This is a genomic window from Ramlibacter paludis, assembly GCF_022012305.1.
Lineage (GTDB): Bacteria > Pseudomonadota > Gammaproteobacteria > Burkholderiales > Burkholderiaceae_C > Ramlibacter > Ramlibacter paludis.
Genome location: NZ_JAKLTM010000004.1, coordinates 170,885 through 193,061, shown reverse-complemented (window position 1 = coordinate 193,061; position 22,177 = coordinate 170,885). Strand labels below are relative to the sequence as shown.

At 67.4% G+C, this 22,177-nt stretch carries 23 protein-coding genes; 20 read left to right on the top strand and 3 right to left on the bottom strand.

All coding sequences use genetic code 11. The features are described from left to right. Window positions 1-31: 31 nt before the first annotated feature. From LZ009_RS14535 to LZ009_RS14460, 16 genes are read left to right on the top strand one after another with little or no spacing between them, the layout of a single operon-like run. The gene (locus LZ009_RS14535; RefSeq protein WP_275698667.1) at window positions 32-511 is read left to right on the top strand and encodes a NuoB/complex I 20 kDa subunit family protein; all 480 of its coding nucleotides are present in this window, start codon (window positions 32-34) and stop codon (window positions 509-511) included. Continuing rightward, window positions 508-1,122 (top strand): NADH-quinone oxidoreductase subunit C, encoded by a 615-nt coding sequence (locus LZ009_RS14530; protein WP_275698666.1) that lies wholly within the window; start codon window positions 508-510, stop codon window positions 1,120-1,122. Before LZ009_RS14535 ends, LZ009_RS14530 begins: the two co-directional genes overlap by 4 nt. Further along, window positions 1,123-2,376 carry an NADH-quinone oxidoreductase subunit D gene (locus LZ009_RS14525; protein WP_275698665.1) on the top strand — a complete coding sequence of 418 codons (1,254 nt, stop codon included), beginning with the start codon at window positions 1,123-1,125 and terminating at the stop codon, window positions 2,374-2,376. Beyond that, window positions 2,373-2,855 carry an NADH-quinone oxidoreductase subunit NuoE gene (nuoE, locus tag LZ009_RS14520; RefSeq protein WP_275698664.1) on the top strand — a complete coding sequence of 161 codons (483 nt, stop codon included), beginning with the start codon at window positions 2,373-2,375 and terminating at the stop codon, window positions 2,853-2,855. The genes LZ009_RS14525 and nuoE overlap by 4 nt, the downstream gene beginning before the upstream one ends. Next, complete coding sequence (gene nuoF / locus LZ009_RS14515) at window positions 2,852-4,183, top strand: NADH-quinone oxidoreductase subunit NuoF (RefSeq protein ID WP_275698663.1); 1,332 nt, start codon at window positions 2,852-2,854, stop codon at window positions 4,181-4,183. The genes nuoE and nuoF overlap by 4 nt, the downstream gene beginning before the upstream one ends. Further along, a complete protein-coding gene (nuoG, locus tag LZ009_RS14510) occupies window positions 4,180-6,318 on the top strand; it encodes an NADH-quinone oxidoreductase subunit NuoG (RefSeq protein ID WP_275698662.1) in 2,139 nt (712 codons plus the stop codon). Before nuoF ends, nuoG begins: the two co-directional genes overlap by 4 nt. After that, a complete protein-coding gene (gene nuoH, locus LZ009_RS14505; RefSeq protein WP_275698661.1) occupies window positions 6,315-7,391 on the top strand; it encodes an NADH-quinone oxidoreductase subunit NuoH in 1,077 nt (358 codons plus the stop codon). Before nuoG ends, nuoH begins: the two co-directional genes overlap by 4 nt. 10 nt (window positions 7,392-7,401) lie before the next feature. Next, window positions 7,402-7,926 carry an NADH-quinone oxidoreductase subunit NuoI gene (nuoI, locus tag LZ009_RS14500; RefSeq protein ID WP_275698660.1) on the top strand — a complete coding sequence of 175 codons (525 nt, stop codon included), beginning with the start codon at window positions 7,402-7,404 and terminating at the stop codon, window positions 7,924-7,926. Between the two features lie 23 nt (window positions 7,927-7,949). Further along, complete coding sequence (locus LZ009_RS14495) at window positions 7,950-8,621, top strand: NADH-quinone oxidoreductase subunit J (protein ID WP_275698659.1); 672 nt, start codon at window positions 7,950-7,952, stop codon at window positions 8,619-8,621. Beyond that, entirely contained in the window at window positions 8,618-8,926 is a 309-nt protein-coding gene (nuoK, locus tag LZ009_RS14490; protein WP_275698658.1) for an NADH-quinone oxidoreductase subunit NuoK, read from the top strand. Before LZ009_RS14495 ends, nuoK begins: the two co-directional genes overlap by 4 nt. 23 nt (window positions 8,927-8,949) lie before the next feature. After that, the gene (gene nuoL, locus LZ009_RS14485) at window positions 8,950-11,007 is read left to right on the top strand and encodes an NADH-quinone oxidoreductase subunit L (protein WP_275698657.1); all 2,058 of its coding nucleotides are present in this window, start codon (window positions 8,950-8,952) and stop codon (window positions 11,005-11,007) included. 19 nt (window positions 11,008-11,026) lie between these two features. Further along, entirely contained in the window at window positions 11,027-12,502 is a 1,476-nt protein-coding gene (locus LZ009_RS14480) for an NADH-quinone oxidoreductase subunit M (protein WP_275699143.1), read from the top strand. Window positions 12,503-12,518: 16 nt separating this feature from the next. Next, complete coding sequence (nuoN, locus tag LZ009_RS14475) at window positions 12,519-14,006, top strand: NADH-quinone oxidoreductase subunit NuoN (protein WP_275698656.1); 1,488 nt, start codon at window positions 12,519-12,521, stop codon at window positions 14,004-14,006. A gap of 7 nt (window positions 14,007-14,013) precedes the next feature. After that, on the top strand, window positions 14,014-14,319 hold the full coding sequence (locus LZ009_RS14470) for a DUF2818 family protein (RefSeq protein ID WP_275698655.1): 306 nt from the start codon (window positions 14,014-14,016) through the stop codon (window positions 14,317-14,319). Continuing rightward, on the top strand, window positions 14,319-14,906 hold the full coding sequence (locus LZ009_RS14465) for an NUDIX domain-containing protein (protein ID WP_275698654.1): 588 nt from the start codon (window positions 14,319-14,321) through the stop codon (window positions 14,904-14,906). Before LZ009_RS14470 ends, LZ009_RS14465 begins: the two co-directional genes overlap by 1 nt. Continuing rightward, on the top strand, window positions 14,903-15,343 hold the full coding sequence (locus tag LZ009_RS14460) for a DUF1178 family protein (RefSeq protein ID WP_275698653.1): 441 nt from the start codon (window positions 14,903-14,905) through the stop codon (window positions 15,341-15,343). Before LZ009_RS14465 ends, LZ009_RS14460 begins: the two co-directional genes overlap by 4 nt. A gap of 83 nt (window positions 15,344-15,426) precedes the next feature. Here LZ009_RS14460 and LZ009_RS14455 read toward each other — a convergent pair whose 3' ends face one another. Then, window positions 15,427-17,208 (bottom strand): ABC transporter transmembrane domain-containing protein, encoded by a 1,782-nt coding sequence (locus tag LZ009_RS14455; RefSeq protein WP_275698652.1) that lies wholly within the window; start codon window positions 17,206-17,208, stop codon window positions 15,427-15,429. A 168-nt stretch (window positions 17,209-17,376) separates the two neighbouring features. Here LZ009_RS14455 and LZ009_RS14450 point away from each other — a divergent pair, with 168 nt between their 5' ends. From LZ009_RS14450 to LZ009_RS14435, 4 genes are all read left to right on the top strand, one after another. Continuing rightward, window positions 17,377-17,973, top strand: coding sequence for a hypothetical protein (locus LZ009_RS14450; RefSeq protein ID WP_275698651.1), 597 nt, complete (start codon window positions 17,377-17,379; stop codon window positions 17,971-17,973). Window positions 17,974-17,992: 19 nt separating this feature from the next. Next, entirely contained in the window at window positions 17,993-18,328 is a 336-nt protein-coding gene (locus tag LZ009_RS14445) for an Hpt domain-containing protein (protein WP_275698650.1), read from the top strand. A 179-nt stretch (window positions 18,329-18,507) separates the two neighbouring features. Then, window positions 18,508-19,722, top strand: coding sequence for a CaiB/BaiF CoA transferase family protein (locus LZ009_RS14440; RefSeq protein WP_275698649.1), 1,215 nt, complete (start codon window positions 18,508-18,510; stop codon window positions 19,720-19,722). Further along, window positions 19,719-20,690, top strand: a complete 972-nt coding sequence (locus LZ009_RS14435; protein WP_275698648.1) for a Bug family tripartite tricarboxylate transporter substrate binding protein — start codon at window positions 19,719-19,721, stop codon at window positions 20,688-20,690. The genes LZ009_RS14440 and LZ009_RS14435 overlap by 4 nt, the downstream gene beginning before the upstream one ends. A 6-nt stretch (window positions 20,691-20,696) precedes the next feature. Here LZ009_RS14435 and LZ009_RS14430 read toward each other — a convergent pair whose 3' ends face one another. Beyond that, a complete protein-coding gene (locus LZ009_RS14430; protein ID WP_275698647.1) occupies window positions 20,697-21,254 on the bottom strand; it encodes a GNAT family N-acetyltransferase in 558 nt (185 codons plus the stop codon). Window positions 21,255-21,297: 43 nt separating this feature from the next. Beyond that, on the bottom strand, window positions 21,298-22,110 hold the full coding sequence (locus LZ009_RS14425) for a mechanosensitive ion channel family protein (RefSeq protein ID WP_275698646.1): 813 nt from the start codon (window positions 22,108-22,110) through the stop codon (window positions 21,298-21,300). Window positions 22,111-22,177 lie beyond the last annotated feature (67 nt).

The following is a 22,177-nucleotide window of genomic DNA, read 5'->3' as shown; positions in this document are numbered from 1 at the left end:
CCTGCACCTTCGCTTCTCTGGAAAGTACCTGATGGCAAACCAAGGCATGCTTGAAAAAGGTGTCGTCACGACGACCGTGGACTCGGTCATCAACTGGGCCAAGACCGGCTCGCTGTGGCCCATGACCTTCGGCCTGGCCTGCTGCGCGGTGGAGATGATGCATGCGGGCGCGGCCCGCTACGACATCGACCGCTTCGGCATGCTGTTCCGCCCGAGCCCGCGCCAGTCCGACCTGATGATCGTGGCCGGCACGCTGTGCAACAAGATGGCGCCGGCGCTGCGCAAGGTGTACGACCAGATGGCCGAGCCGCGCTGGGTGCTCTCCATGGGCACCTGCGCCAACGGCGGCGGCTACTACCACTACAGCTACTCGGTGGTGCGCGGCTGCGACCGCATCGTGCCGGTCGACGTGTACGTGCCGGGCTGCCCGCCGACGGCCGAGGCGCTGCTGTACGGAATCATCCAGCTGCAGCAGAAGATCCGCCGCACCCAGACCATCGCCCGCGCATGACCAACACCGTCGTTTCCACCGCGCCCGAAACCACGCTGGCCGCCGTCGCCGCGGCGCTGGGCGACAAGGCGAAGAACATCTCGCTGGCCCTGGGCGAAGTCACCGTCATCGTCACCGCCGCCAACTACCTGGAAGCCGCGCGCATCCTGAAGGACGCGCCGGGCTGCCAGTTCGAGCAGCTGATGGACGTCTGCGGCGTCGACTATTCCGAATACAAGATGGGCGACTACGACGGCCTGCGCTACGCCGTCACCTCGCACCTGCTGTCGGTCTCGCTGAACCAGCGGGTGCGCCTGCGCGTGTTCGCGCCCGACGACGACCTGCCGGTGGTGGACTCGCTCACGGGCCTGTGGGGCTCGGCCAACTGGTTCGAGCGCGAAGCCTTCGACCTGTACGGCATCGTCTTCGAAGGCCACGCCGACCTGCGCCGCATCCTCACCGACTACGGCTTCATCGGCCACCCTTTCCGCAAGGACTTCCCGGTGTCCGGCCACGTCGAGATGCGCTACGACCCCGAGCGCGGCCGCGTGATCTACCAGCCGGTCTCGATCGAGCCGCGCGAGATCACGCCGCGGATCATCCGCGAAGACAAGTACGGCGGGCTGCAATAAATGGCAGAGATCAAGAACTACACCCTCAACTTCGGCCCGCAGCACCCGGCCGCGCACGGTGTGCTGCGGCTGGTGCTGGAGCTCGACGGCGAAGTGATCCAGCGCGCCGACCCGCACATCGGCCTGCTGCACCGCGCCACCGAGAAGCTGGCCGAGACGCGCACCTACATCCAGTCGCTGCCCTACATGGACCGCCTCGACTACGTGTCGATGATGTCCAACGAGCACGCCTACTGCCTGGCCATCGAGAAGCTGCTGGGCATCGAGGTGCCGATCCGCGCGCAGTACATCCGCGTGATGTTCTCCGAGATCACCCGCCTGCTGAACCACCTGCTGTGGCTGGGCGCGCACGGCCTCGACTGCGGCGCGATGAACATGCTGATCTACTGCTTCCGCGAGCGGGAAGACCTGTTCGACATGTACGAAGCGGTGTCGGGCGCGCGCATGCACGCGGCCTACTTCCGCCCGGGCGGCGTCTACCGCGACCTGCCGGACGCGATGCCGCAGTACAAGGCCAGCAAGGTGCGCAACCAGCGCTCGATCGACCAGCTGAACGAGAACCGCCAGGGCTCGCTGCTGGACTTCATCGACGACTTCACCAAGCGCTTCCCGCACTACGTCGACGAGTACGAGACGCTGCTCACCGACAACCGGATCTGGAAGCAGCGCACCGTCGGCATCGGCGTGGTCACCCCCGAACGCGCCCTCAACATGGGCTTCACCGGCGCCATGCTGCGCGGCTCCGGCGTGCTGTGGGACCTGCGCAAGACGCAGCCCTACGAGGTCTACGACAAGATGGACTTCGACATCCCGATCGGCAAGACCGGCGACTGCTACGACCGCTACCTCGTGCGCGTGGAAGAACTGCGCCAGTCCAACCGCATCATCAAGCAGTGCGTCGACTGGCTGCGCGTGAACCCGGGCCCGGTGATCACCGACAACCATAAGGTCGCCCCGCCCAGCCGCGAGAGCATGAAGAGCAACATGGAGGAGCTGATCCACCACTTCAAGCTCTTCTCCGAAGGCATGCGCGTTCCCGAAGGCGAGAGCTACGCCGCGGTGGAACACCCCAAGGGCGAGTTCGGCATCTACATCGTGAGCGACGGCGCCAACAAGCCGTACCGCCTGAAGATCCGCGCCCCCGGCTTCCCGCACCTGGCCGCCCTCGACGAGATGGGCCGCGGCCACATGATCGCGGACGCCGTCGCCATCATCGGCACGATGGACATCGTGTTTGGAGAGATCGATCGATGATCACTGATTCGACCCGGGCGCGCTTCGCCAAGGAAGTCGCCAAGTACCCCTACGAGATGCGGCAGTCGGCCGTGATGGCCTGCCTGGCGATCGTCCAGCAGGAGCAGGGCTACGTGAGCCGCGAAAGCGAGCAGGAGATCGCCGACTACCTCGGCATGGCGCCCATCGCCGTCCACGAAGTCACGACCTTCTACAACATGTACAACCAGCGTCCCGTTGGCAAGTACAAGCTGAACGTCTGCACCAACCTGCCGTGCCAGCTGCGCGACGGCCAGAAGGCGCTGCAGCACCTGGAGAAGAAGCTGGGCATCGCGATGGGCGAGACCACGCCGGACGGCCTGTTCACGCTGCAGCAAAGCGAATGCCTGGGCGCCTGCGCCGATTCGCCGGTGATGCTGGTGAACGACCGCACCATGTGCAGCTTCATGAGCAACGACAAGCTGGACCAGCTGGTCGACGGCCTGAAAGGCGCGCAATGAACGCCCAACAAGTGCTGGCGCAGTTCCAGGCCACGGGCGTCCAGACCTGCTTCCACGACCGCCACATCGAGCCGCAGATCTACAAGGACCTCGACGGCACCAACTGGCGCCTGAAGGATTACGAGGCGCGCGACGGCTACAAGGCGCTGCGCAAGATCCTGTCCGAAGGCCTGACCCAGGACCAGGTGATCGCCACCGTCAAGGAAAGCGCCCTGCGCGGTCGCGGCGGCGCCGGCTTCCCGACCGGCCTGAAGTGGAGCTTCATGCCCCGCCAGTTCCCGGGCCAGAAGTACCTGGTGTGCAATTCGGACGAGGGCGAGCCGGGCACCTGCAAGGACCGCGACATCCTGCAGTTCAACCCGCACATCGTCATCGAGGGCATGATCATCGCGGCCTACGCGATGGGCATCACCGTCGGCTACAACTACATCCACGGCGAGATCTTCCAGACCTACGAACGCTTCGAGGAAGCGCTGGAAGAGGCGCGCGCCGCGGGCTACCTGGGCGACAAGATCCTGGGTTCGAGCTTCAACTTCCAGCTGCACGCCTTCCACGGCTTCGGCGCCTATATCTGCGGCGAAGAGACGGCGCTGCTGGAGTCGCTCGAAGGCAAGAAGGGCCAGCCGCGCTTCAAGCCGCCGTTCCCTGCCAGCTTCGGCGTGTACGGCAAGCCGACCACCATCAACAACACCGAGACCTTCGCGGCGGTGCCCTGGATCATCCGCAACGGCGGCCAGGCCTACCTCGAGTGCGGCAAGCCGAACAACGGCGGCACCAAGATCTTCTCGGTGTCCGGCGACGTCGAGCGGCCCGGCAACTACGAAGTGCCGATGGGCACGCCCTTCAGCAAGCTGCTGGAACTGTGCGGCGGCGTGCGTGGCGGCAAGAAGCTCAAGGCCGTGATCCCCGGCGGCTCCTCGGCCCCGGTGCTGCCGGCCGACATCATGATGAACTGCACGATGGACTACGACTCCATCGCCAAGGCCGGCTCCATGCTGGGCTCGGGCGCCGTGATCGTGATGGACGAGACGCGCGACATGGTGGAGTCGCTGCTGCGCCTCTCGTACTTCTACATGCACGAGTCCTGCGGCCAGTGCACGCCCTGCCGCGAAGGCACGGGCTGGCTGTGGCGCGTGGTCGACCGCATCCAGAACGGCCACGGCCGCCCGGCCGACATCGACCTGCTGAACTCGGTGGCCGACAACATCCAGGGCCGCACCATCTGCGCGCTGGGCGATGCCGCCGCGATGCCCGTGCGGGCCATGATCAAGCATTTCCGCCACGAATTCGAGGCGAAGATCCAGAGCGCGGAGCGCGTCACACAATGATTGAGATCGATCTCGACGGACAGAAGGTCTCGGTGACCGAAGGCAGCATGATCATGCATGCGGCCGACAAGGCGGGCTCGTACATCCCGCACTTCTGCTACCACAAGAAGCTTTCCATCGCGGCCAACTGCCGCATGTGCCTGGTGGACGTGGAGAAGGCGCCCAAGCCGATGCCGGCCTGCGCCACGCCCGTCACAAACGGCATGATCGTGCGCACCCGCAGCGAGAAGGCCATCAAGGCGCAGCAGTCGGTGATGGAGTTCCTGCTGATCAACCACCCGCTGGACTGCCCGATCTGCGACCAGGGCGGCGAATGCCAGCTGCAGGACCTGGCCGTCGGCTACGGCGCCTCCAACTCGCGCTACGCGGAAGAAAAGCGCGTCGTCCTGCACAAGGACGTCGGCCCGCTGATCTCCATGGAGGAGATGAGCCGCTGCATCCACTGCACCCGCTGCGTGCGCTTCGGCCAGGAAGTGGCCGGCGTGATGGAGCTGGGCATGATCCACCGCGGCGAGCACAGCGAGATCACCACGGTGCTGGGCGACACGGTCGACTCCGAAGTCTCCGGCAACATGATCGACCTGTGCCCGGTCGGCGCGCTCACCAGCAAGCCGTTCCGCTACAGCGCGCGGCCCTGGGAGCTGTCGCGCCGCAAGTCGGTGTCGCCGCACGACTCCACCGGCGCCAACCTGATCGTCCAGGTCAAGAACAACAAGGTGATGCGCGTGCTCCCGCTGGAGAACGACGCCACCAATGAATGCTGGCTGGCCGACCGCGACCGCTTCTCCTACGAAGCGCTCAACACGTCGGAACGCCTGACCGCGCCCATGCTCAAGCAGGGCGGCGAGTGGAAGACGGTCGACTGGCAGACCGCGCTCGAATACGTGGCCAACGGTCTGAAGCAGGTGAAGGACCAGCACGGCGCCAAGGCCATCGGCGCGCTGGTGTCGCCGCACAGCACGGTGGAAGAACTGTTCCTGGCCGGCCAGCTGGTGCGCGGCCTGGGCAGCGAAAACATCGACTACCGCCTGCGCAACGCCGAGTTCGCCACCGGTGAGGGCGTCCGCTGGCTGGGCACCTCCATCGCTTCGCTGTCGACGCTGCAGCGCGCGCTGGTGGTCGGCTCCAACATCCGCAAGGACCATCCGCTGTTCGCCCTGCGCCTGCGGGGCGCTGTCCGATCCGGCGCCAAGGTCTCCGTCATCCACGACCGCGACGACGACTGGGCGATGAACATCGCCTCGCGCGTCACCGTGCCGGCCGGCCACTGGATGCAGGCGCTGGCCGACGTGGCCACCGCCATCGGCAACGACAAGGGTACCAAGGCGCCGCTGAACGGCAACGCCACCGAGAGCGCCAAGGCGATCGCCGCCTCGCTGCAATCGGGCGAGCGCAAGGCGATCCTGCTGGGCAACGCCGCCGCGCACCACCCGAACGCATCGTCGCTGCTGTCGCTGGCCAACTGGATCGCCGAACAGACCGGCGCCTCCGTCGGCTACCTGACCGAAGCGGCCAACACCGTCGGCGCGCAGCTGGTGAAGGCGCTGCCGGGGCAGGGCGGCCTGAACGCCGGCCAGATGCTGGCGGCCGGCGGCCTGAAGGCCGCGCTGCTGCTGAACGTCGAGCCCGAATTCGATTGCGCCGGCGGCGCCCGGGCCGCCGCGGCCCTGGGCCAGGCCGACATGGTCATCACGCTGAGCCCCTTCAAGGCCAACATGGACATCAGCGACGTGCTGCTGCCCATCGCGCCCTGGACCGAGACGCCGGGCACCTTCGTCAACGCCGAAGGCCGCGTGCAGGGCTTCCACGCCGTGGTCAAGCCGCTGGCCGAAACCCGCCCGGGCTGGAAGGTCCTGCGCGTGCTGGGCAACCTGCTGGGCCTGCCGGGCTTCGAATTCGAGTCCGCGCAGGAAGTCCTGGTGGCCGCCCGCGGCGCCGACGACGCGAAGAACGAGATGGTGCAGGGCAACCTGCTGGGCAACAAGAGCACGGCCGCCGCCTGGATAGGCGACACCTCCGCCAGCCCGGTGACCGCGTCGATCTACCAGCTCGATGGCATCGTGCGCCGCGCGCCTTCGCTGCAACTCACGGCCGACGCCCGCGCGGCGCTGGCGGCGACGGGAGCCACGGCATGATCGACACGATTTACGGCTTCGGCAACGGCCTGATCGCCGCGCCTTGGTGGACGCAGGCCGGCTGGCCGGTGGTCTGGACGCTGATCAAGATCATCTGCGTGGTGCTGCCCCTGATGGGCGCGGTGGCCTACCTGACGCTGTGGGAGCGCAAGGCGATCGGCTTCACGCAGATCCGTCCCGGTCCCAACCGCGTGGGCCCCTTCGGCCTGCTGACGCCGATTGCCGACGCGCTCAAGCTGCTCACCAAGGAAATCATCATTCCGACGGTGGCCAACAAGGGCCTGTTCCTGCTCGGCCCGATCATGACGATCATGCCGGCGCTGGCCGCCTGGGCCGTGATTCCCTTCGGTCCCGAGACCGCGCTGGCCAACGTCAACGCCGGCCTGCTGTTCCTGATGGCGATCACCTCGCTGGAGGTCTACGGCGTGATCATCGCCGGCTGGGCCTCCAACTCGAAGTACGCCTTCCTCGGCGCGCTGCGCGCTTCGGCCCAGATGGTCAGCTACGAAATCGCCATGGGTTTCTGCCTGGTGGTGGTGCTGATGGTGGCCGGCTCGCTGAACATGACCGACATCGTGCTGCAGCAGGGCCGCGGCATCTTCGCCGACCGCGGCGTGAGCCTGCTGTCGTGGAACTGGCTGCCGCTGCTGCCGATCTTCGTCGTCTACTTCGTCTCGGGCCTGGCCGAAACCAACCGCCACCCCTTCGACGTGGTGGAGGGCGAGTCGGAGATCGTCGCCGGCCACATGATCGAGTACTCGGGCATGTCCTTCGCCATGTTCTTCCTGGCGGAGTACGCCAACATGTGGCTGGTCTCCATCCTGGCCGTCATCATGTTCCTCGGCGGCTGGCTGCCCCCGTTCGACTTCCTCGCGTTCATCCCGGGGTGGATCTGGCTGGGCCTCAAGACCTTCTTCATGGTCACCATGTTCCTGTGGATCCGCTCCACCTTCCCGCGCTACCGCTATGACCAGATCATGCGCCTGGGCTGGAAGATCTTCATCCCGGTCACCCTGGTGTGGCTGGTGGTGATCGGCGCGTGGATGCAGACCCCGTTCAACATCTTCAAGTAAAGCCAAAGTCATGTTGAATTCCAACACTCTGGCGACGCGGTCCACCGCCTTCTCGCTCAAGGACTTCCTCTCCAGCTTCATGCTGCTGGAGCTGTTCAAGGGCCTGCGCATCACGGGCAAGTACTTCTTCGCCCGCAAGATCACCGTGCAGTTCCCCGAGGAGAAGACGCCGCTGTCGCCGCGCTTCCGCGGCCTGCATGCGCTGCGCCGCTACGAGAACGGCGAAGAGCGCTGCATCGCCTGCAAGCTGTGCGAGGCCGTGTGCCCTGCGCTGGCCATCACCATCGAGAGCGAACAGCGCGACGACGGCACCCGCCGCACCACGCGCTACGACATCGACCTCACCAAGTGCATCTTCTGCGGCTTCTGCGAGGAGAGCTGCCCGGTGGACTCGATCGTCGAGACGCACGTCCTGGAATACCACGGCGAGAAGCGCGGCGACCTGTACTTCACCAAGGACATGCTGCTGGCCGTGGGCGACCGCTACGAGGCGGAGATCGCGGCCAACCGCGCCGCCGACGCCAAGTACCGCTAAGACGGGCGCGAAAGAACAACGACATGGACGTTCGAACCGGTCTCTTCTATCTTTTCTCGGTGGTGCTGCTGTTTGCGGCCTTCCGCGTCATCACCGCCCGCAACCCCGTGTATGCGGCGCTCTACCTGGTGCTCACCTTCTTCCAGGCCGCCGGCATCTGGATGCTGCTGAAGGCGGAGTTCCTGGCCATCTCGCTCGTGCTGGTCTACGTCGGCGCGGTGATGGTCCTGTTCCTGTTCGTGGTGATGATGCTCGACATCGACGTCGAGAAACTGCGCCAGGGCTTCTGGAAGCACTTCCCGCTGGCCGCCACCATCGGCGCGCTGATCGCGCTGGAGATGGCCGCCGTGCTGATGGGCGGCTTCCGCCCGGCCGAGGAGCCGCGCGCGCTGCCCGGCGTGGCGCAGGCCGCGCAGGCCGGCGTGCAGTACTCCAACACCAAGGAGCTGGGCCGCCTGCTGTACACCGAGTACCTGTTCCCGCTGGAAATCGCCGCGGTGCTGCTGCTGGTGGCCATCGTCGCCGCCATCGCGCTGACGCTGCGCCAGCGCAAGGACAGCAAGCACATCGATCCGTCGCTGCAGGTGCGCGTGAAGGCCAGCGACCGGCTGCAGGTCGTCAAGCTGCCGCCCACGCTGCCGGTTCCGCCGGCGCCCACCGCGCCCGCAGGCGTTGTCACGGAGACCAAGGCATGATCATCTCGCTCGGCCACTTCCTGACGCTGGGCGCGATCCTGTTCGCGCTGTCGGTGATCGGCATCTTCCTGAACCGCCGCAACCTCATCGTGCTGCTGATGTGCATCGAGCTGATGCTGCTGGCGGTCAACACGAACTTCGTGGCGTTCTCCTACTACCTGGGCGACATGCACGGCCAGGTGTTCGTGTTCTTCATCCTCACGGTGGCGGCCGCCGAGTCGGCCATCGGGCTGGCGATCCTGGTGCTCCTGTTCCGGAACAAGTCGAACATCAACGTCGAAGAATTGAACGCGCTCAAAGGCTGACCCCTTAGAGGCGCGCAAGAAACATGGCTACAACCCTCAACGCAGCGACGCTGCTTGCCGTTCCCTTGGCCCCGCTGGCCGGGGCCGTGCTGGCCGGCGTGTTCGGCACCACCCTGGGCGGCAACGTCCTGGGCCGGCGCCTGTCGCACACCTTCACCATCCTGGGCGTGTTCATCGCCTTCGTGCTGTCCGCGCTCACGCTCAAGAGCGTGGCCGCCGACGGCGCGCGCTTCAACCAGACCATCTACGAATGGATGGTGATCGGCGGGCTGAAGATGGAGGTCGGCTTCCTGGTCGACGGGCTCACCGCCATGATGATGTGCGTGGTGACCTTCGTCTCGCTGATGGTGCACATCTACACCATCGGCTACATGGAGGAAGACGAGGGCTACAACCGCTTCTTCGGCTACATCTCGCTGTTCACGTTCTCGATGCTCATGCTGGTCATGAGCAACAACTTCCTGCAGCTGTTCTTCGGCTGGGAAGCGGTGGGCCTGGTGTCCTACCTGCTGATCGGCTTCTGGTTCACCAAGCCGACCGCCATCTTCGCCAACCTCAAGGCCTTCCTGGTCAACCGCGTCGGCGACTTCGGCTTCATCCTGGGCATCGGCCTGATCGCCTCGTATGCCAACACGCTGAACTACGGCGAGACCTTCGCCAAGGCGCCCGAGCTGGCCAAGATCGCCTTCAGCTACGGCACCGACTGGATGCTGATCACCGTGATCTGCATCTGCCTGTTCATCGGCGCCATGGGCAAGAGCGCCCAGTTCCCGCTGCACGTCTGGCTGCCCGATTCGATGGAAGGCCCGACGCCCATCTCCGCGCTGATCCACGCCGCCACCATGGTGACGGCCGGCATCTTCATGGTGGCGCGCATGTCGCCTTTGTTCGAGCTGTCCGACACCGCGCTGTCCTTCATCCTGGTGATCGGCGCCATCACGGCCCTGTTCATGGGCTTCCTGGGCATCATCCAGAACGACATCAAGCGCGTGGTGGCGTACTCCACGCTGTCGCAGCTGGGGTACATGACCGTGGCGCTGGGCGCCTCCGCCTACTCGGTGGCCGTGTTCCACCTGATGACGCACGCCTTCTTCAAGGCGCTGCTGTTCCTCGCGGCCGGCTCCGTGATCATCGGCTGCCACCACAACCAGGACATCCGCTGGATGGGCGGCCTGCGCAAGTACATGCCGATCACCTGGATCACCTCGCTGCTCGGCTCGCTGGCGCTGATCGGAACGCCGCTGTTCGCGGGCTTCTATTCCAAGGACTCGATCATCGAGGCGGTGCACCTGTCGAAGCTGCCGGGCGCGGGCTTCGCCTACTTCGCGGTGATGGCCGGCGTGTTCGTCACCGCCTTCTACTCGTTCCGCATGTACTTCCTGGTGTTCCACGGCAAGGAGCGCTTCGACGAGGCGCCGGCGCACGAGCACGATGCGCACGACGAGCCGGACCCGCACCACCACGCCGACGAGCACCACGTGCCGCACGAGTCGCCCTGGGTGGTGACCGCGCCGCTGATCCTGCTGGCGATCCCCTCGGTGGTGATCGGCTTCCTGACCATCGGCCCGATGCTGTACGGTGACTTCTTCAAGGACGCGATCTTCGTCAACCTGGAGAAGCATCCGGCGCTGGAGGAGATGGCCAAGGAATACCACGGCCCGCTCGCCATGGCGCTGCACGGCCTGACTTCGCCGGTGTTCTGGCTGGCGCTGGCCGGCGTGGTGCTGGCCTGGTTCATGTACCTGAAGCGGACGGACATCCCGGGCGCCATCCAGAAGCGCGTCCAGCCGATCTACACGTTGCTCGAGAACAAGTACTACATGGACTGGATCAACGAGAACGTCTTCGCGCCGGCGGCGCGCGGCCTCGGCCGCGGCCTGTGGAAGGGCGGCGACCAGGGCGTGATCGAGCGCATCTTCGTCAACGGCAGCGCGCACCTGGTGGCCCGCTTCGCCGGCGTCGTGCGCTGGGTGCAATCGGGTTACATCTACCACTACGCTTTCGCGATGCTGCTGGGCGTGATCGTGCTGATGACGTACTTCGTCAGCTGGCCGATGGTCCAGGAATGGCTCAGGAAGTAAGGGAACAAGAACAATGAAGATGGGACTCTTGAGCCTGGCCATCTGGACGCCGATCGTCTTCGGCGCCATCCTGCTGGCCCTGGGGCGCGACGACCAGGCGCGCACCGTGCGCTGGATCGCGCTGATCGGCGCCATCGCCAGCCTGCTGGTGACGCTGCCGCTCTACGGCCAGTTCGACACCGCCACCTCCGCGATGCAGTTCGTCGAGAAGACCGACTGGATCTCGCGCTTCAACATCCACTACCACCTGGGCGTGGACGGCATCTCCTTCTGGTTCGTGCTGCTCACCGCCTTCATCACGTTGGTGGTGGTGATCGCTGGCTGGGAAGTGATCACCGAGCGCGTCAACCAGTACTACGGCGCCTTCCTGATCCTGTCGGGCCTGATGATCGGCGTGTTCTGCGCGCTCGACGCCGTGCTGTTCTACACCTTCTTCGAAGCCACGCTGATCCCGATGTACCTGATCATCGGCATCTGGGGCGGCCCGAACAAGATCTACGCGGCCTTCAAGTTCTTCCTCTACACGCTGCTCGGCTCGCTGCTGATGCTGGTCGCACTGGTGTTCCTGTACACCAAGTCCGGCGGCAGCTTCGACATCCTCACCTGGCACAAGCTGCCGCTGTCCTCGCTGGCGCAGACGCTGCTGTTCTTCGGCTTCTTCGCGGCCTTCGCGGTGAAGGTGCCGATGTGGCCGGTGCACACCTGGCTGCCCGACGTGCACGTGGAAGCGCCCACCGGCGGCTCCGCCGTGCTGGCCGCCATCATGCTGAAGCTGGGCGCCTACGGCTTCCTGCGCTTCTCCATGCCGATCGCCCCCGACGCCGCGCGCGAGTGGGCCTGGCTGATCATCGCGCTGTCGCTCATCGCCGTGATCTACGTCGGCCTGGTCGCGATGGTGCAGCAGGACATGAAGAAGCTGGTGGCCTATTCGTCGGTGGCCCACATGGGCTTCGTCACGCTCGGCTTCTTCATCTTCAACGACCTCGGCGTTGCCGGCGGCATCGTGCAGATGATCGCCCACGGCTTCGTCTCGGGCGCCATGTTCCTGTGCATCGGCGTGCTCTACGACCGCGTGCATTCGCGCGAGATCGCCGACTACGGCGGCGTGGCCAACACCATGCCTACATTCACCGCCTTCGCCGTGCTGTTCGCCATGGCCAACTGCGGCCTGCCCGCCACCGCCGGCTTCGTCGGCGAGTGGATGGTGATCCTGGGCGCGGTGAAGTACCACTTCACGCTCGGCCTGCTGGCAGCCACCGCGCTGATCTTCGGCGCCGCCTACACGCTGTGGATGGTCAAGCGCGTGTACTTCGGCCCCATCGCCAACGAGCACGTGAAGACGCTCACGGACATCAACGCCCGCGAGTTCCTGATGCTGGGCCTGCTGGCCGCGGCCGTCCTGTACATGGGCGTGTACCCCAAACCCTTCACCGACGTCATGAACGTGTCGGTGGCCGACTTCCTGAAGCACGTCGCGGCTTCGAAGCTGCAGTAAGCGGGAAGAGAACGAAATGATCGACAAGACGAGCCTGTTCGCGGTCCTGCCCGAAATCCTGCTGCTGCTGGCGGCCTGCGTGATCGCGCTGGTGGACCTGGGCGTGAAGACGCGCCTGCGCACCGTGACCTATGCGCTGACGATGCTGGCGCTGGCCGCCACCGCCTTCATCACCGCGCAGTGGGGCATCGAAGGCGCCACCGTGTACGCCTTCAACAAGATGGTGGTCGTCGACCCCATGGCCAACTGGCTGAAGTGCTTCGCCGCCATCGCCATGATGGTCTGCCTGGTCTACGGCCGGCCGTACGCGGCCGACCGCGACATGCTGCGCGGCGGCGAGATGTTCACGCTGGCGATGTTCTCGCTGCTGGGCATCTTCGTGATGATCTCGGGCAGCAACTTCCTGGTGATCTACCTGGGCCTGGAACTGCTCACGCTCTCCAGCTACGCGCTGGTGGCCCTGCGCCGCGACCACACCGTCGCGACGGAAGCGGCCATGAAGTACTTCATTCTCGGCGCGCTGGCTTCGGGCTTCCTGCTGTACGGCCTGTCGATGATGTACGGCGCCACCGGTTCGCTGGACATCGGCACCGTGTTCAAGGTGATCGGCACCGGCCAGGTCAAGCACACCGTGCTGGTTTTCGGCCTGGTGTTCATCGTCGCCGGCCTGGCCTTCAAGCTGGGTGCCGCGCCCTTCCACATGTGGATCCCGGACGTCTACCAGGGCGCGCCGACCGCAATCACGCTGATGATCGGCTCCGCCCCGGAACTGGCCGCCTTCGCGATCTGCATCCGCCTGCTGGTGGAAGGCCTGCTGCCGCTCGCCATCGACTGGCAGCAGATGCTGGTGGTGCTGGCCGTGGCCTCGCTCTTCATCGGCAACCTGGCGGCCATCGCGCAGACCAACCTCAAGCGCATGCTGGCTTATTCCACGATCGGCCAGATGGGCTTCGTGCTCCTGGGCCTGCTGTCGGGCGTGGTCAACGGCAACTCCGCCGCCGCCGCCAACGCCTACAGCTCGGCGATGTTCTACATCATCACCTACGTGCTGACCACGCTGGCCAGCTTCGGCGTGATCCTGCTGCTGGCGCGCGAGGGCTTCGAAAGCGACGAGATCGCCGACCTGGCCGGCCTCAACCAGCGCAGCCCGCTGTATGCCGGCGTGATGGCGATCTGCCTGTTCTCGCTGGCCGGCGTGCCGCCGCTGGTGGGCTTCTACGCCAAGCTGGCCGTGCTGCAGGCGCTGCTGGTGTCCGGCAGCGCGCTGTTCATCGCGCTGGCGGTGTTCGCCGTGATGATGTCGCTGGTGGCCGCCTTCTATTACATCCGCGTCGTCAAGGTCATGTACTTCGACGCGCCGATCACGGCCACCACCGTGGCCGCGCCCGCCGACGTGCGCGTGGTGCTGACCATCAACGGCGCCCTGGTGCTGATCCTGGGCATCCTGCCCGGCGGCTTGATGACGCTGTGCGCACAGGCGATCATCAAGACGCTCGGCACGTAATTTCACGGTGTCGCAGGCCGCTTCCGTCTGGCTGGTGCTCGTGCTGGCCTTTGCCGCCGCCAACCTGCCTTTCCTGAGCCAGCGCGTGCTGGGCGTGGTGGCGCTGGCGGACGGCAAGAACCTGGCCGTGCGGCTGGCCGAACTGGTGGCGCTGTACTTCATCGTCGGCGGCATCGGCCTCGCGCTGGAAAAGCACGCCGGCCAGATCGCGCCGCAGGGCTGGGAGTTCTACGCCGTCACCGGCGCGCTGTTCCTCACGTTCGCCTTTCCGGGCTTCGTGTGGCGTTACCTGTTCCGGCACGGGAGGCACTGATGGCCCAGGACAAGCATCTCATCGAAGAACGGGTTTCGCGCGAGGAGATCCTCCAGGGCGGCTTCCTGCACATCGTGCGCGACACCGTGCGCCTGCCCGACGCGTCGCTCACCACCCGTGAATTCGTGCTGCATCCCGGCGCCGTGGCCGTGGTGCCGCTGCTGGACGACGGCCGCATCGTGCTGGAGCGCCAGTTCCGCCATGCCGCGGGCGGCGTGATGATCGAGATCCCGGCCGGCAAGCTGGATGCGGGCGAGGGTGGCCTGGCCTGCGGGCAGCGCGAGCTGCTCGAGGAGACCGGCTACATCGCGCGCGAGTGGGCCTATGCCTTCACGATGGCGCCGACCGTGGCGTACTCGGACGAGAAGATCGAGATCTGGTTCGCCCGCGGGCTGGAGCAACGCAAGGCCAACCTGGACCAGGGCGAGTTCCTGGAAGTCTTCACCGCCACGCCGGAAGAATTCCTGCGCTGGTGCGGCGAAGGCAAGGTGGAGGATTCGAAGACGCTGGCGGCCGCCCTGTGGCTGCAGAACGTCCTGTCCGGGGCTTGGAAACTCGACTGGAAGGCCCCACCTTCCCAGCCATGAAGGTCCTGAATCTCCAGTGCGCCCATGGGCACGGCTTCGAGGGCTGGTTCGGCTCGGAAGACGAGTTCCAGGACCAGCTGGGCCGCGGCCTCGTGGAGTGCCCGCTCTGCGGCGACGTGCAGGTGGCGAAGATGCCCAGCGCGCCGCGGCTGAACCTCGGCGCCGCCGAACCCGCGCCTGCCAAGCAGCAAGTGATGAACGCGCCCGACGCGAAGATGCAGGCCGCGTGGCTGCAACTCGTGCAGCACGTGATGGCCAACACCGAGGACGTCGGCGAGAAGTTCGCGGAAGAATCGCGCAAGATCCACTACGGCGAAACGGAAGACCGGAACATCCGCGGGCAGGCTTCGCGGGAGGAGACGGAGTCGCTGCTGGAGGAGGGCATTGCGGTGATGCCCTTGCCGGTGCCGAAGGGGTTGAAGGGGCCGTTGCAGTAAAGAGGGGCTAGAGGCTGGAGGCTAGAGGCTAGGGAATGCAAATTTGGTTGTTCCCCTAGACCCTAGCCTCCAGCCTCTAGCCCCTAGTCCATGAACTGCAGCGCCGCCAGCCGCGCATAAACCCCGCCGGCCTCCACCAGTTCCTCGTGCTTCCCCGATTCGACGATGCGCCCGTGGACCAGCACCACGATGCGGTCGGCCTTCTGCACCGTCGCCAGCCGGTGCGCGATCACCAGCGTCGTGCGCCCTTGCATCGCCGACTCCAGCGCCGCCTGCACCATCCGCTCGCTCTCGGCATCCAGCGCGCTCGTCGCTTCGTCCAGCAGCAGCAGCGGCGGATTCTTCAGCATCGCCCGCGCGATCGCCACGCGCTGCCGCTGCCCCCCCGACAGGCGCACGCCGCGCTCACCCAGGAAGGTGCCGTAGCCCTCGGGCAGCGCGGTGAGGAAGTCGTGCGCGAACGCGCCGCGCGCCGCCGCCATCACCTCCTCGTCGCTCGCCTCCGGCCGCCCGTAGCGGATGTTCTCCAGCGCCGAGGCCGAGAAGATCACCGGCTCCTGCGGCACCAGGCCGATGCGCGCGCGCAGGTCCTGCAGCTTCAGGTCGCGGATCGCGACGCCGTCGACCATCACGTCGCCCTGCTGCGGATCGTAGAAACGCAGCAGCAGCTGGAACACGGTGGTCTTGCCGGCGCCGCTCGGGCCGACCAGCGCCACGGTCTCGCCGGGCCGCACCTGCAGGTCGAAGTCCGCGAGCGCCGGCGTGGCCGGGCGCGACGGGTAGTGGAAGCGCACGCCGCGGAAGTCCACCGTGCTGCCGACACAGGACGGCGGCGCCGGCACCGGCGCCGCGGGCGAGGCCACGGGCGAACGGCTCGCCAGCAACTCCATCAGGCGTTCGGTGGCGCCGGCCGCGCGCAGCAGGTCGCCGTAGACCTCGCCCAGGATCGCGATCGCGCCCGCGAAGATGCCGACGTAGAGCGCGGCCTGCCCGAGCTGCCCGGCGCTCAGGTCGCCGCGCAGCACCGCCTGCGTGCCCTGGAACAGGCCCCACAGCATCAGCGCCGCGTTGGCGATGATGACGAAGGCCACCAGCGCCGCGCGCGCCTTGGTGCGGCGGATGCCGGTGCGGAAGGCGTTCTCGGTGGCGTCGTCGAAGCGTTGCGCCTCGCGCGTTTCCGCCGCGTAGCTTTGCACCACCGGGATGGCGTTCAGCACCTCGGCGGCGATGGCGCTGGAATCCGCCACCCGGTCCTGGCTGGCGCGCGAGAGCTTGCGCACGCGCCGGCCGAACCACATCGCCGGCAGCACCACCAGCAGCACGACCAGCAGCACCTGCGTCATCACATAAGGGTGCGTCACCACCAGCATGCCCAGCGCGCCGACGCCCATCACCAGGTTGCGCAGGCCCAGCGAGAAGGAGGAGCCGATCACCGTCTGCACCAAGGTGGTGTCGGTGGTCAGGCGGGAGAGCACTTCGCCGGTCTGCGTGCTTTCGAAGAACTCCGGGCTTTGCTGCAGCACGTGGGCATAGACGGCGTTGCGCAGGTCGGCGGTGACGCGCTCGCCCAGCCAGCTCACTTGGTAGAAGCGCGCAGCCGACGCCAGGCCCAGCAGCACCGCGACGCCGAACAGTTCCAGGAAGTGGGTGCGCAGGGCCACCAGCCGCTCGCCGGGGTTGGCGGACAGGCCGCCGTCGATCATTCCGCGCAGCGCGATCGGAAACACCAGCATCGCCACGGCCGCCAGCAGCAGGAACAACACGGCCAGCGCGATGCGCCCCCAGTAGGGCCGCAGGAAAGGCAGCAGCCCGGAAAGCGATTGCGGCGACTTCGCGGGGAGGGGGGCGCTGGCGGGTGTAACCATCGGGCGAGTGTAGTCAGGCCCCGAATCCCGACTTATTTCACGAAAGCGTGCGGCCTGTGTGTAAGCACAGCCCGCGCAGGCCCTAGGCTTAGGGAGTTTCCCAGTGCGGCTTACGGTTGCTGACGCCTTGCGGTGTCCGGCCGCGCGGAGCTATTACAGTCAGAACAAATGGCGAACCCCGATCCCAAGAATTCCAAGACGCCGCCGCCAACGCGCAAACCGGACTCCGAGTTCGACCTGCCCTATGCGCTGGGCGACAAGATTCCCGCTGCGGAGGCCATCGAGCGCAGCGGCGAGTCGGTCTGGGCGCTGTGGTCCGAGGTGAACCAGCAGCACGAGAACCGCTTTGCCGACACGGCGCCCGCCACCCGTGACCAGCGCCCGCCGTCGGAAGACCAGGCCTGGGCCAAGACGCAGCCGGCCTCGGCGCTGAAGGCGCCGCCGCGCAAGCGCGTCGCCGAGCCGCAGCTGTTCACCCTCGACGGCGCCATGCTGGTCGCGCGCCGCAACAACCGCGTCTGCCCGCGCGCCGAGCGCTGGCAGGAACTGCACGGCCTGCTGCCTGCGCGCAAGACGCCGCGCGGCGAGCAGAAGCCGCCGGTGCCGCCGCTGGGCGCGGCCTGGAGCAAGACCGCGCCGCTGACCAAGCGCCTGCTGTTCCGCGAGCACATCGAATGGGCCGAGGCCCAGGGCGTGCTGGAGAACGTGATGGCCTTCATGCAGACCATGCCGGAGACGGACTGGCTGCACATGGGCGAGGACTGAGGTCCTGCGGGCCCTGCCAATGAGCGGCGGCGCCGACTTCCAGCTGGCGATGGAGCAGTTCCGCGCGGACTTCGCGCGCCAGTTGCCCGAGCGCGTGCGCGAGGCGCAGGCCCACCTGCAGGCCGCGCTGGCCAACCCCGACGACGAGATCCCGCTGTGCGAGCTGCACCGCGTGGTGCACAAGCTCGCCGGCTCCTGCGGCACCTTCGGGCTGCGCGAGATCGGCGACACCGCGCGCGGCATCGAGGACCAGCTCGATGTGCTGCTGGCGCAGCCGGGGGCGTCGCGCGCGGGCAAGCTGGCACCGGTGGCGGAGCATCTCGTGGTGTTGGCGGCGCTGGTGGCGCAGAACTGAAGCGGCCCCGTCATTCCCGCGAAGGCGGGAACCCAGAGCGCCCGCATGGACTGCGCGCTGCGGCGCGCGGCCCGGATGCCCTGGGTCCCCGCCTGCGCGGGGATGACGTGGGGGCGCGAGGATGACATGGGAGGCGCGGGGATGACACAAACCCATCCCCTGGCGCAAACTCTCGCACCATGGAGACGCCAACCCCCGCCGGCCCCCTGGCCGGCCTCAAGGTCCTGGAAATGGGCCAGCTCATTGCCGGGCCGTTTGCCGCCAAGACGCTCGGCGACTTCGGCGCCGAAGTCATCAAGATCGAGCCGCCCGGCGTGGGCGACCCGCTGCGCAACTGGCGGCTGCTGAAGAACGGCACCTCGGTCTGGTGGCAGGTCCAGTCGCGCAACAAGCGCTCGGTGGCGCTGGACCTGCGCAACGCCGAAGCGCAGGACTTCCTCCGCAAGCTCGCCGCCGAGGCCGACGTGATCGTCGAGAACTTCCGCCCCGGCGCGCTCGAAGGCTGGAACCTCGACCCCGCGCAGCTGCTGGAAGCGAACCCGCGCCTCATCGTCCTGCGCATCAGCGGCTACGGCCAGACCGGTCCCTACCGCGACCGCCCCGGCTTCGGCGTGGTCGGCGAGGCCATGGGCGGCCTCCGGCACCTGACGGCGGAGCCGGGGCGCGTGCCGGTGCGCGTGGGCGTGAGCATCGGCGACACGCTGGCGGCGCTGCACGGCGTGATCGGCATCCTGCTGGCCCTGCACGAGCGCGAGCGCTCCGGCCGCGGCCAGGTGGTGGACGTGGCGCTGTACGAGGCCGTCTTCAACTGCATGGAAAGCCTGCTGCCCGAATACAGCGCCTTCGGTGCGGTGCGCGGCCCGGGCGGCAGCGCGCTGCCCGGCATCGCGCCCAGCAACGCCTACCTGTGCCGCGACGGCTATGCGCTGGTGGCGGGTAACGGCGACAGCATCTACAAGCGCCTGATGGCCACCATAGGCCGCGACGACCTGGGCAATGATCCCGCGCTGGCCGACAACGCCGGCCGCGTGCAGCGCGTCGACGAGATCGACGCCGCCATCGGCGCCTGGACCGCGAGCCGCAGCGTCGACGAAGTGCTGAAGGCGCTGGACGCGGCCAGCGTGCCGGCCGGCCGCATCTACACCATCGCCGACATCGCGGCCGATCCGCACTACGCCGCGCGCGGCATGCTGCAGCAATTGAAGCTGGCCAGCGGCGACGTGTTGACGGTGCCCGGCATCGTGCCCAAGCTCTCGCGCACGCCGGGCGGCCACCGCCGCAACGCGCCCGACCTCGGCCAGGACACCGACGCCGTGATGCGCGAGTTGGGCCTGAGCGAGGAACAGATTGCCGGGCTCAGGAGCCGCGGCGTGATCAAGGGGGAACGGACATGAATATTCGCAGCCTTCGCCGCGCCGCCTGCACCGCGGCGCTCCTCTCGGCCGGCCTCGCCTTGGCGCAAGGCGCCTACCCGAGCAAGCCGATCACGCTGGTGGTGCCGAACCCGCCGGGCGGCCTGGTCGACACCTCGGCCCGCCTCGTGGCCGACCCGCTGCAGAAGGTGCTGAACCAGACCGTGGTGGTCGACAACCGCGGCGGCGGCAGCGGCAACGTGGCCTACGGCATGGTCGCGCGCGCGCCGGCCGACGGCTACACGCTGCTCACGTCCTATTCGGCGTACCACGTGGGCAACCCGTCGCTCACGCCCAAGCTGCCCTGGGCGCAGAAGGACCTGGCGCCGGTGGCGATGGTGACGGTGGCCACCAACGTGATCGCAGCGCATCCTTCGGTGCCCGCGAACACGCTGGCGGAATTCATCGCCTACCTGAAGAAGAACCCGGGCAAGGTGAGCTATGCCTCGCAGGGCAACGGATCGCTGTCGCACATCGGCACCGAGATGTTCAAGTCGCAGACCGGCACCAGCATGGTCCACATCCCTTATCGCGGCTCCGGTCCGGCGATCCAGGACGTGCTGTCGGGGCAGGTGCAGGTCTTCATGACGACGCCGCCCTCGGTGATGCAGCACGTGCAGGCGGGCAAGCTGAAAGGGTTCGCGGTGACGGGCAAGACGCGGCATCCGGGCTTGCCCAACGTGCCGACTACCACGGAGGCCGGCCTGAAGGGTTTCGAGCTGGAAGCCTGGGTCGCGATCTTCGCGCCGGCCGGCACGCCGCCGGACGTGGTCAACAAGCTCAGTGCCGCGATCAAGACCGCGCTGGAGCAGCCCGAGACGAAGACCCGCGCCGACGCAGCCGGGATCGAACTGCGCTACCTGCCGCCGGCGGCGCTGGAGGCCGTGGTGAAGCGCGAGACGGAGTTCTGGGCCAAGACGATCAAGGCGGCCGGCATCACCGCGGATTGACGGCCCTCAGGCCAGCGTGATCCGGAACCGCAGCAACTTGCCGCCGCGAAACGCCTGCGGCTTCTCCTCCGCGCCGAGCAGCGCGCCGCCATTGGCATGGATCACGCGCTGCGACGCCAGGTTGCCGTCATCGGTGGTGAGCTCCACGTGCGGCAGCCCGCGCTCGCGCGCTTCGTCGAGCAGCAGGCTCAGGGCTTCGGTCGCATAGCCCCGGCGCTGCTTCCACGGCACCACCGAGTAGCCGACGTGGCCCAGGCAGTACCAGGGGAGGGTGCTGCCCTCGGGAGACCAGCGCAGGTTGATGCTGCCGCAGAAGGTGCCGTCCCAGATCCACTTGCGGTAGCCGGGCAGACGCGGTACCAGCGTGCCGTCGGGCAGCTGCACCGGGCCGCCGCTGCCCTGGAGGTCGACCAGGCTGGCGATGAAGTTGCTCGGGCTGGCCTCGATGCGGACCAGTTCGTCTTCGGCCGCCGCGCGCCCGCGCTCGTTGTCGGGCGTCCAGCCGCGCTCCAGCGCCGCCACGTACGCGGGCAGGTGGGCAAGCGAGGGCCAGACCAGTTCCATGCCCCCATTCTGGTGCTTTCCTGCGCATTTCGCGCGGCCGGCGTCAGCCGTTCACCACACGCGTGATGGTGGTCGGCGTGGGCGCCGGCCAGCCGGCTTCGCGCGCGACGCGCAGGATCGCCTCGTTCGTGTCCGACCAGACCTGGGGATAGTGCTGCTGGGCCGTGTACGGCCGCACCGCCAGCACCGGGCCCAGTCCGTTCATGTCCAGCACGGCCACCTCCGGCGCGGGGCTGGACACGACGTTGGGGATCGCCGCCAGCGCCGCCCGCAGACGTTGCGAAGCCTCCGCGATGTCGACCCCGCCGGCCAGCTGCGCCGTGCGGTCGACGCGCCGCACCGGCAGCGCCGAATAGTTCTGGATGGTGTCGCCGAAGATCTTGCCGTTGCCGACGATGGTCATCACGTTGTCGAGCGTGATCAGCGTCGTGCCGAACAGGCCGAGCTCGTGCACGGTGCCCGTGACCCCGCCGGCGGTGACCACGTCGCCCACCTGGAAGGGCCGCAGCACCAGCATGAAGGCGCCGGCCGCGAAGTTGCCCAGCAGCCCGCTCCAGGCCGCGCCGATCGCCACGCCCGCGCCGGCCAGCAGCGCCGCGAAGGAGGTCGTCTGCACCCCGAAGTAGCCGAGGATGCCCAGCACCAGGGCGATGTTCAGCAGCACGCCGAGGATCGCGCCCAGGTAGCGCACCAGGGTCGCATCGAGCTTGCCGCGCTCCATGCCCGCGCGCGTCAGCGCGACCACGCGGCGGATGATCCAGCGCCCCACCACCCAGAACGCGATGGCCGCAAGGACCTTGATGGCCAGCGTGAGCAGCGTGGCGGAGACGAAGGCTTGCAGCGAGGTGAAGTCCATGGCGGTCACTCCTGGGCGTTCAGCGCCCGGGGCATCATAGACGCAGAGGTGGCCGGCAGGCAGCCCC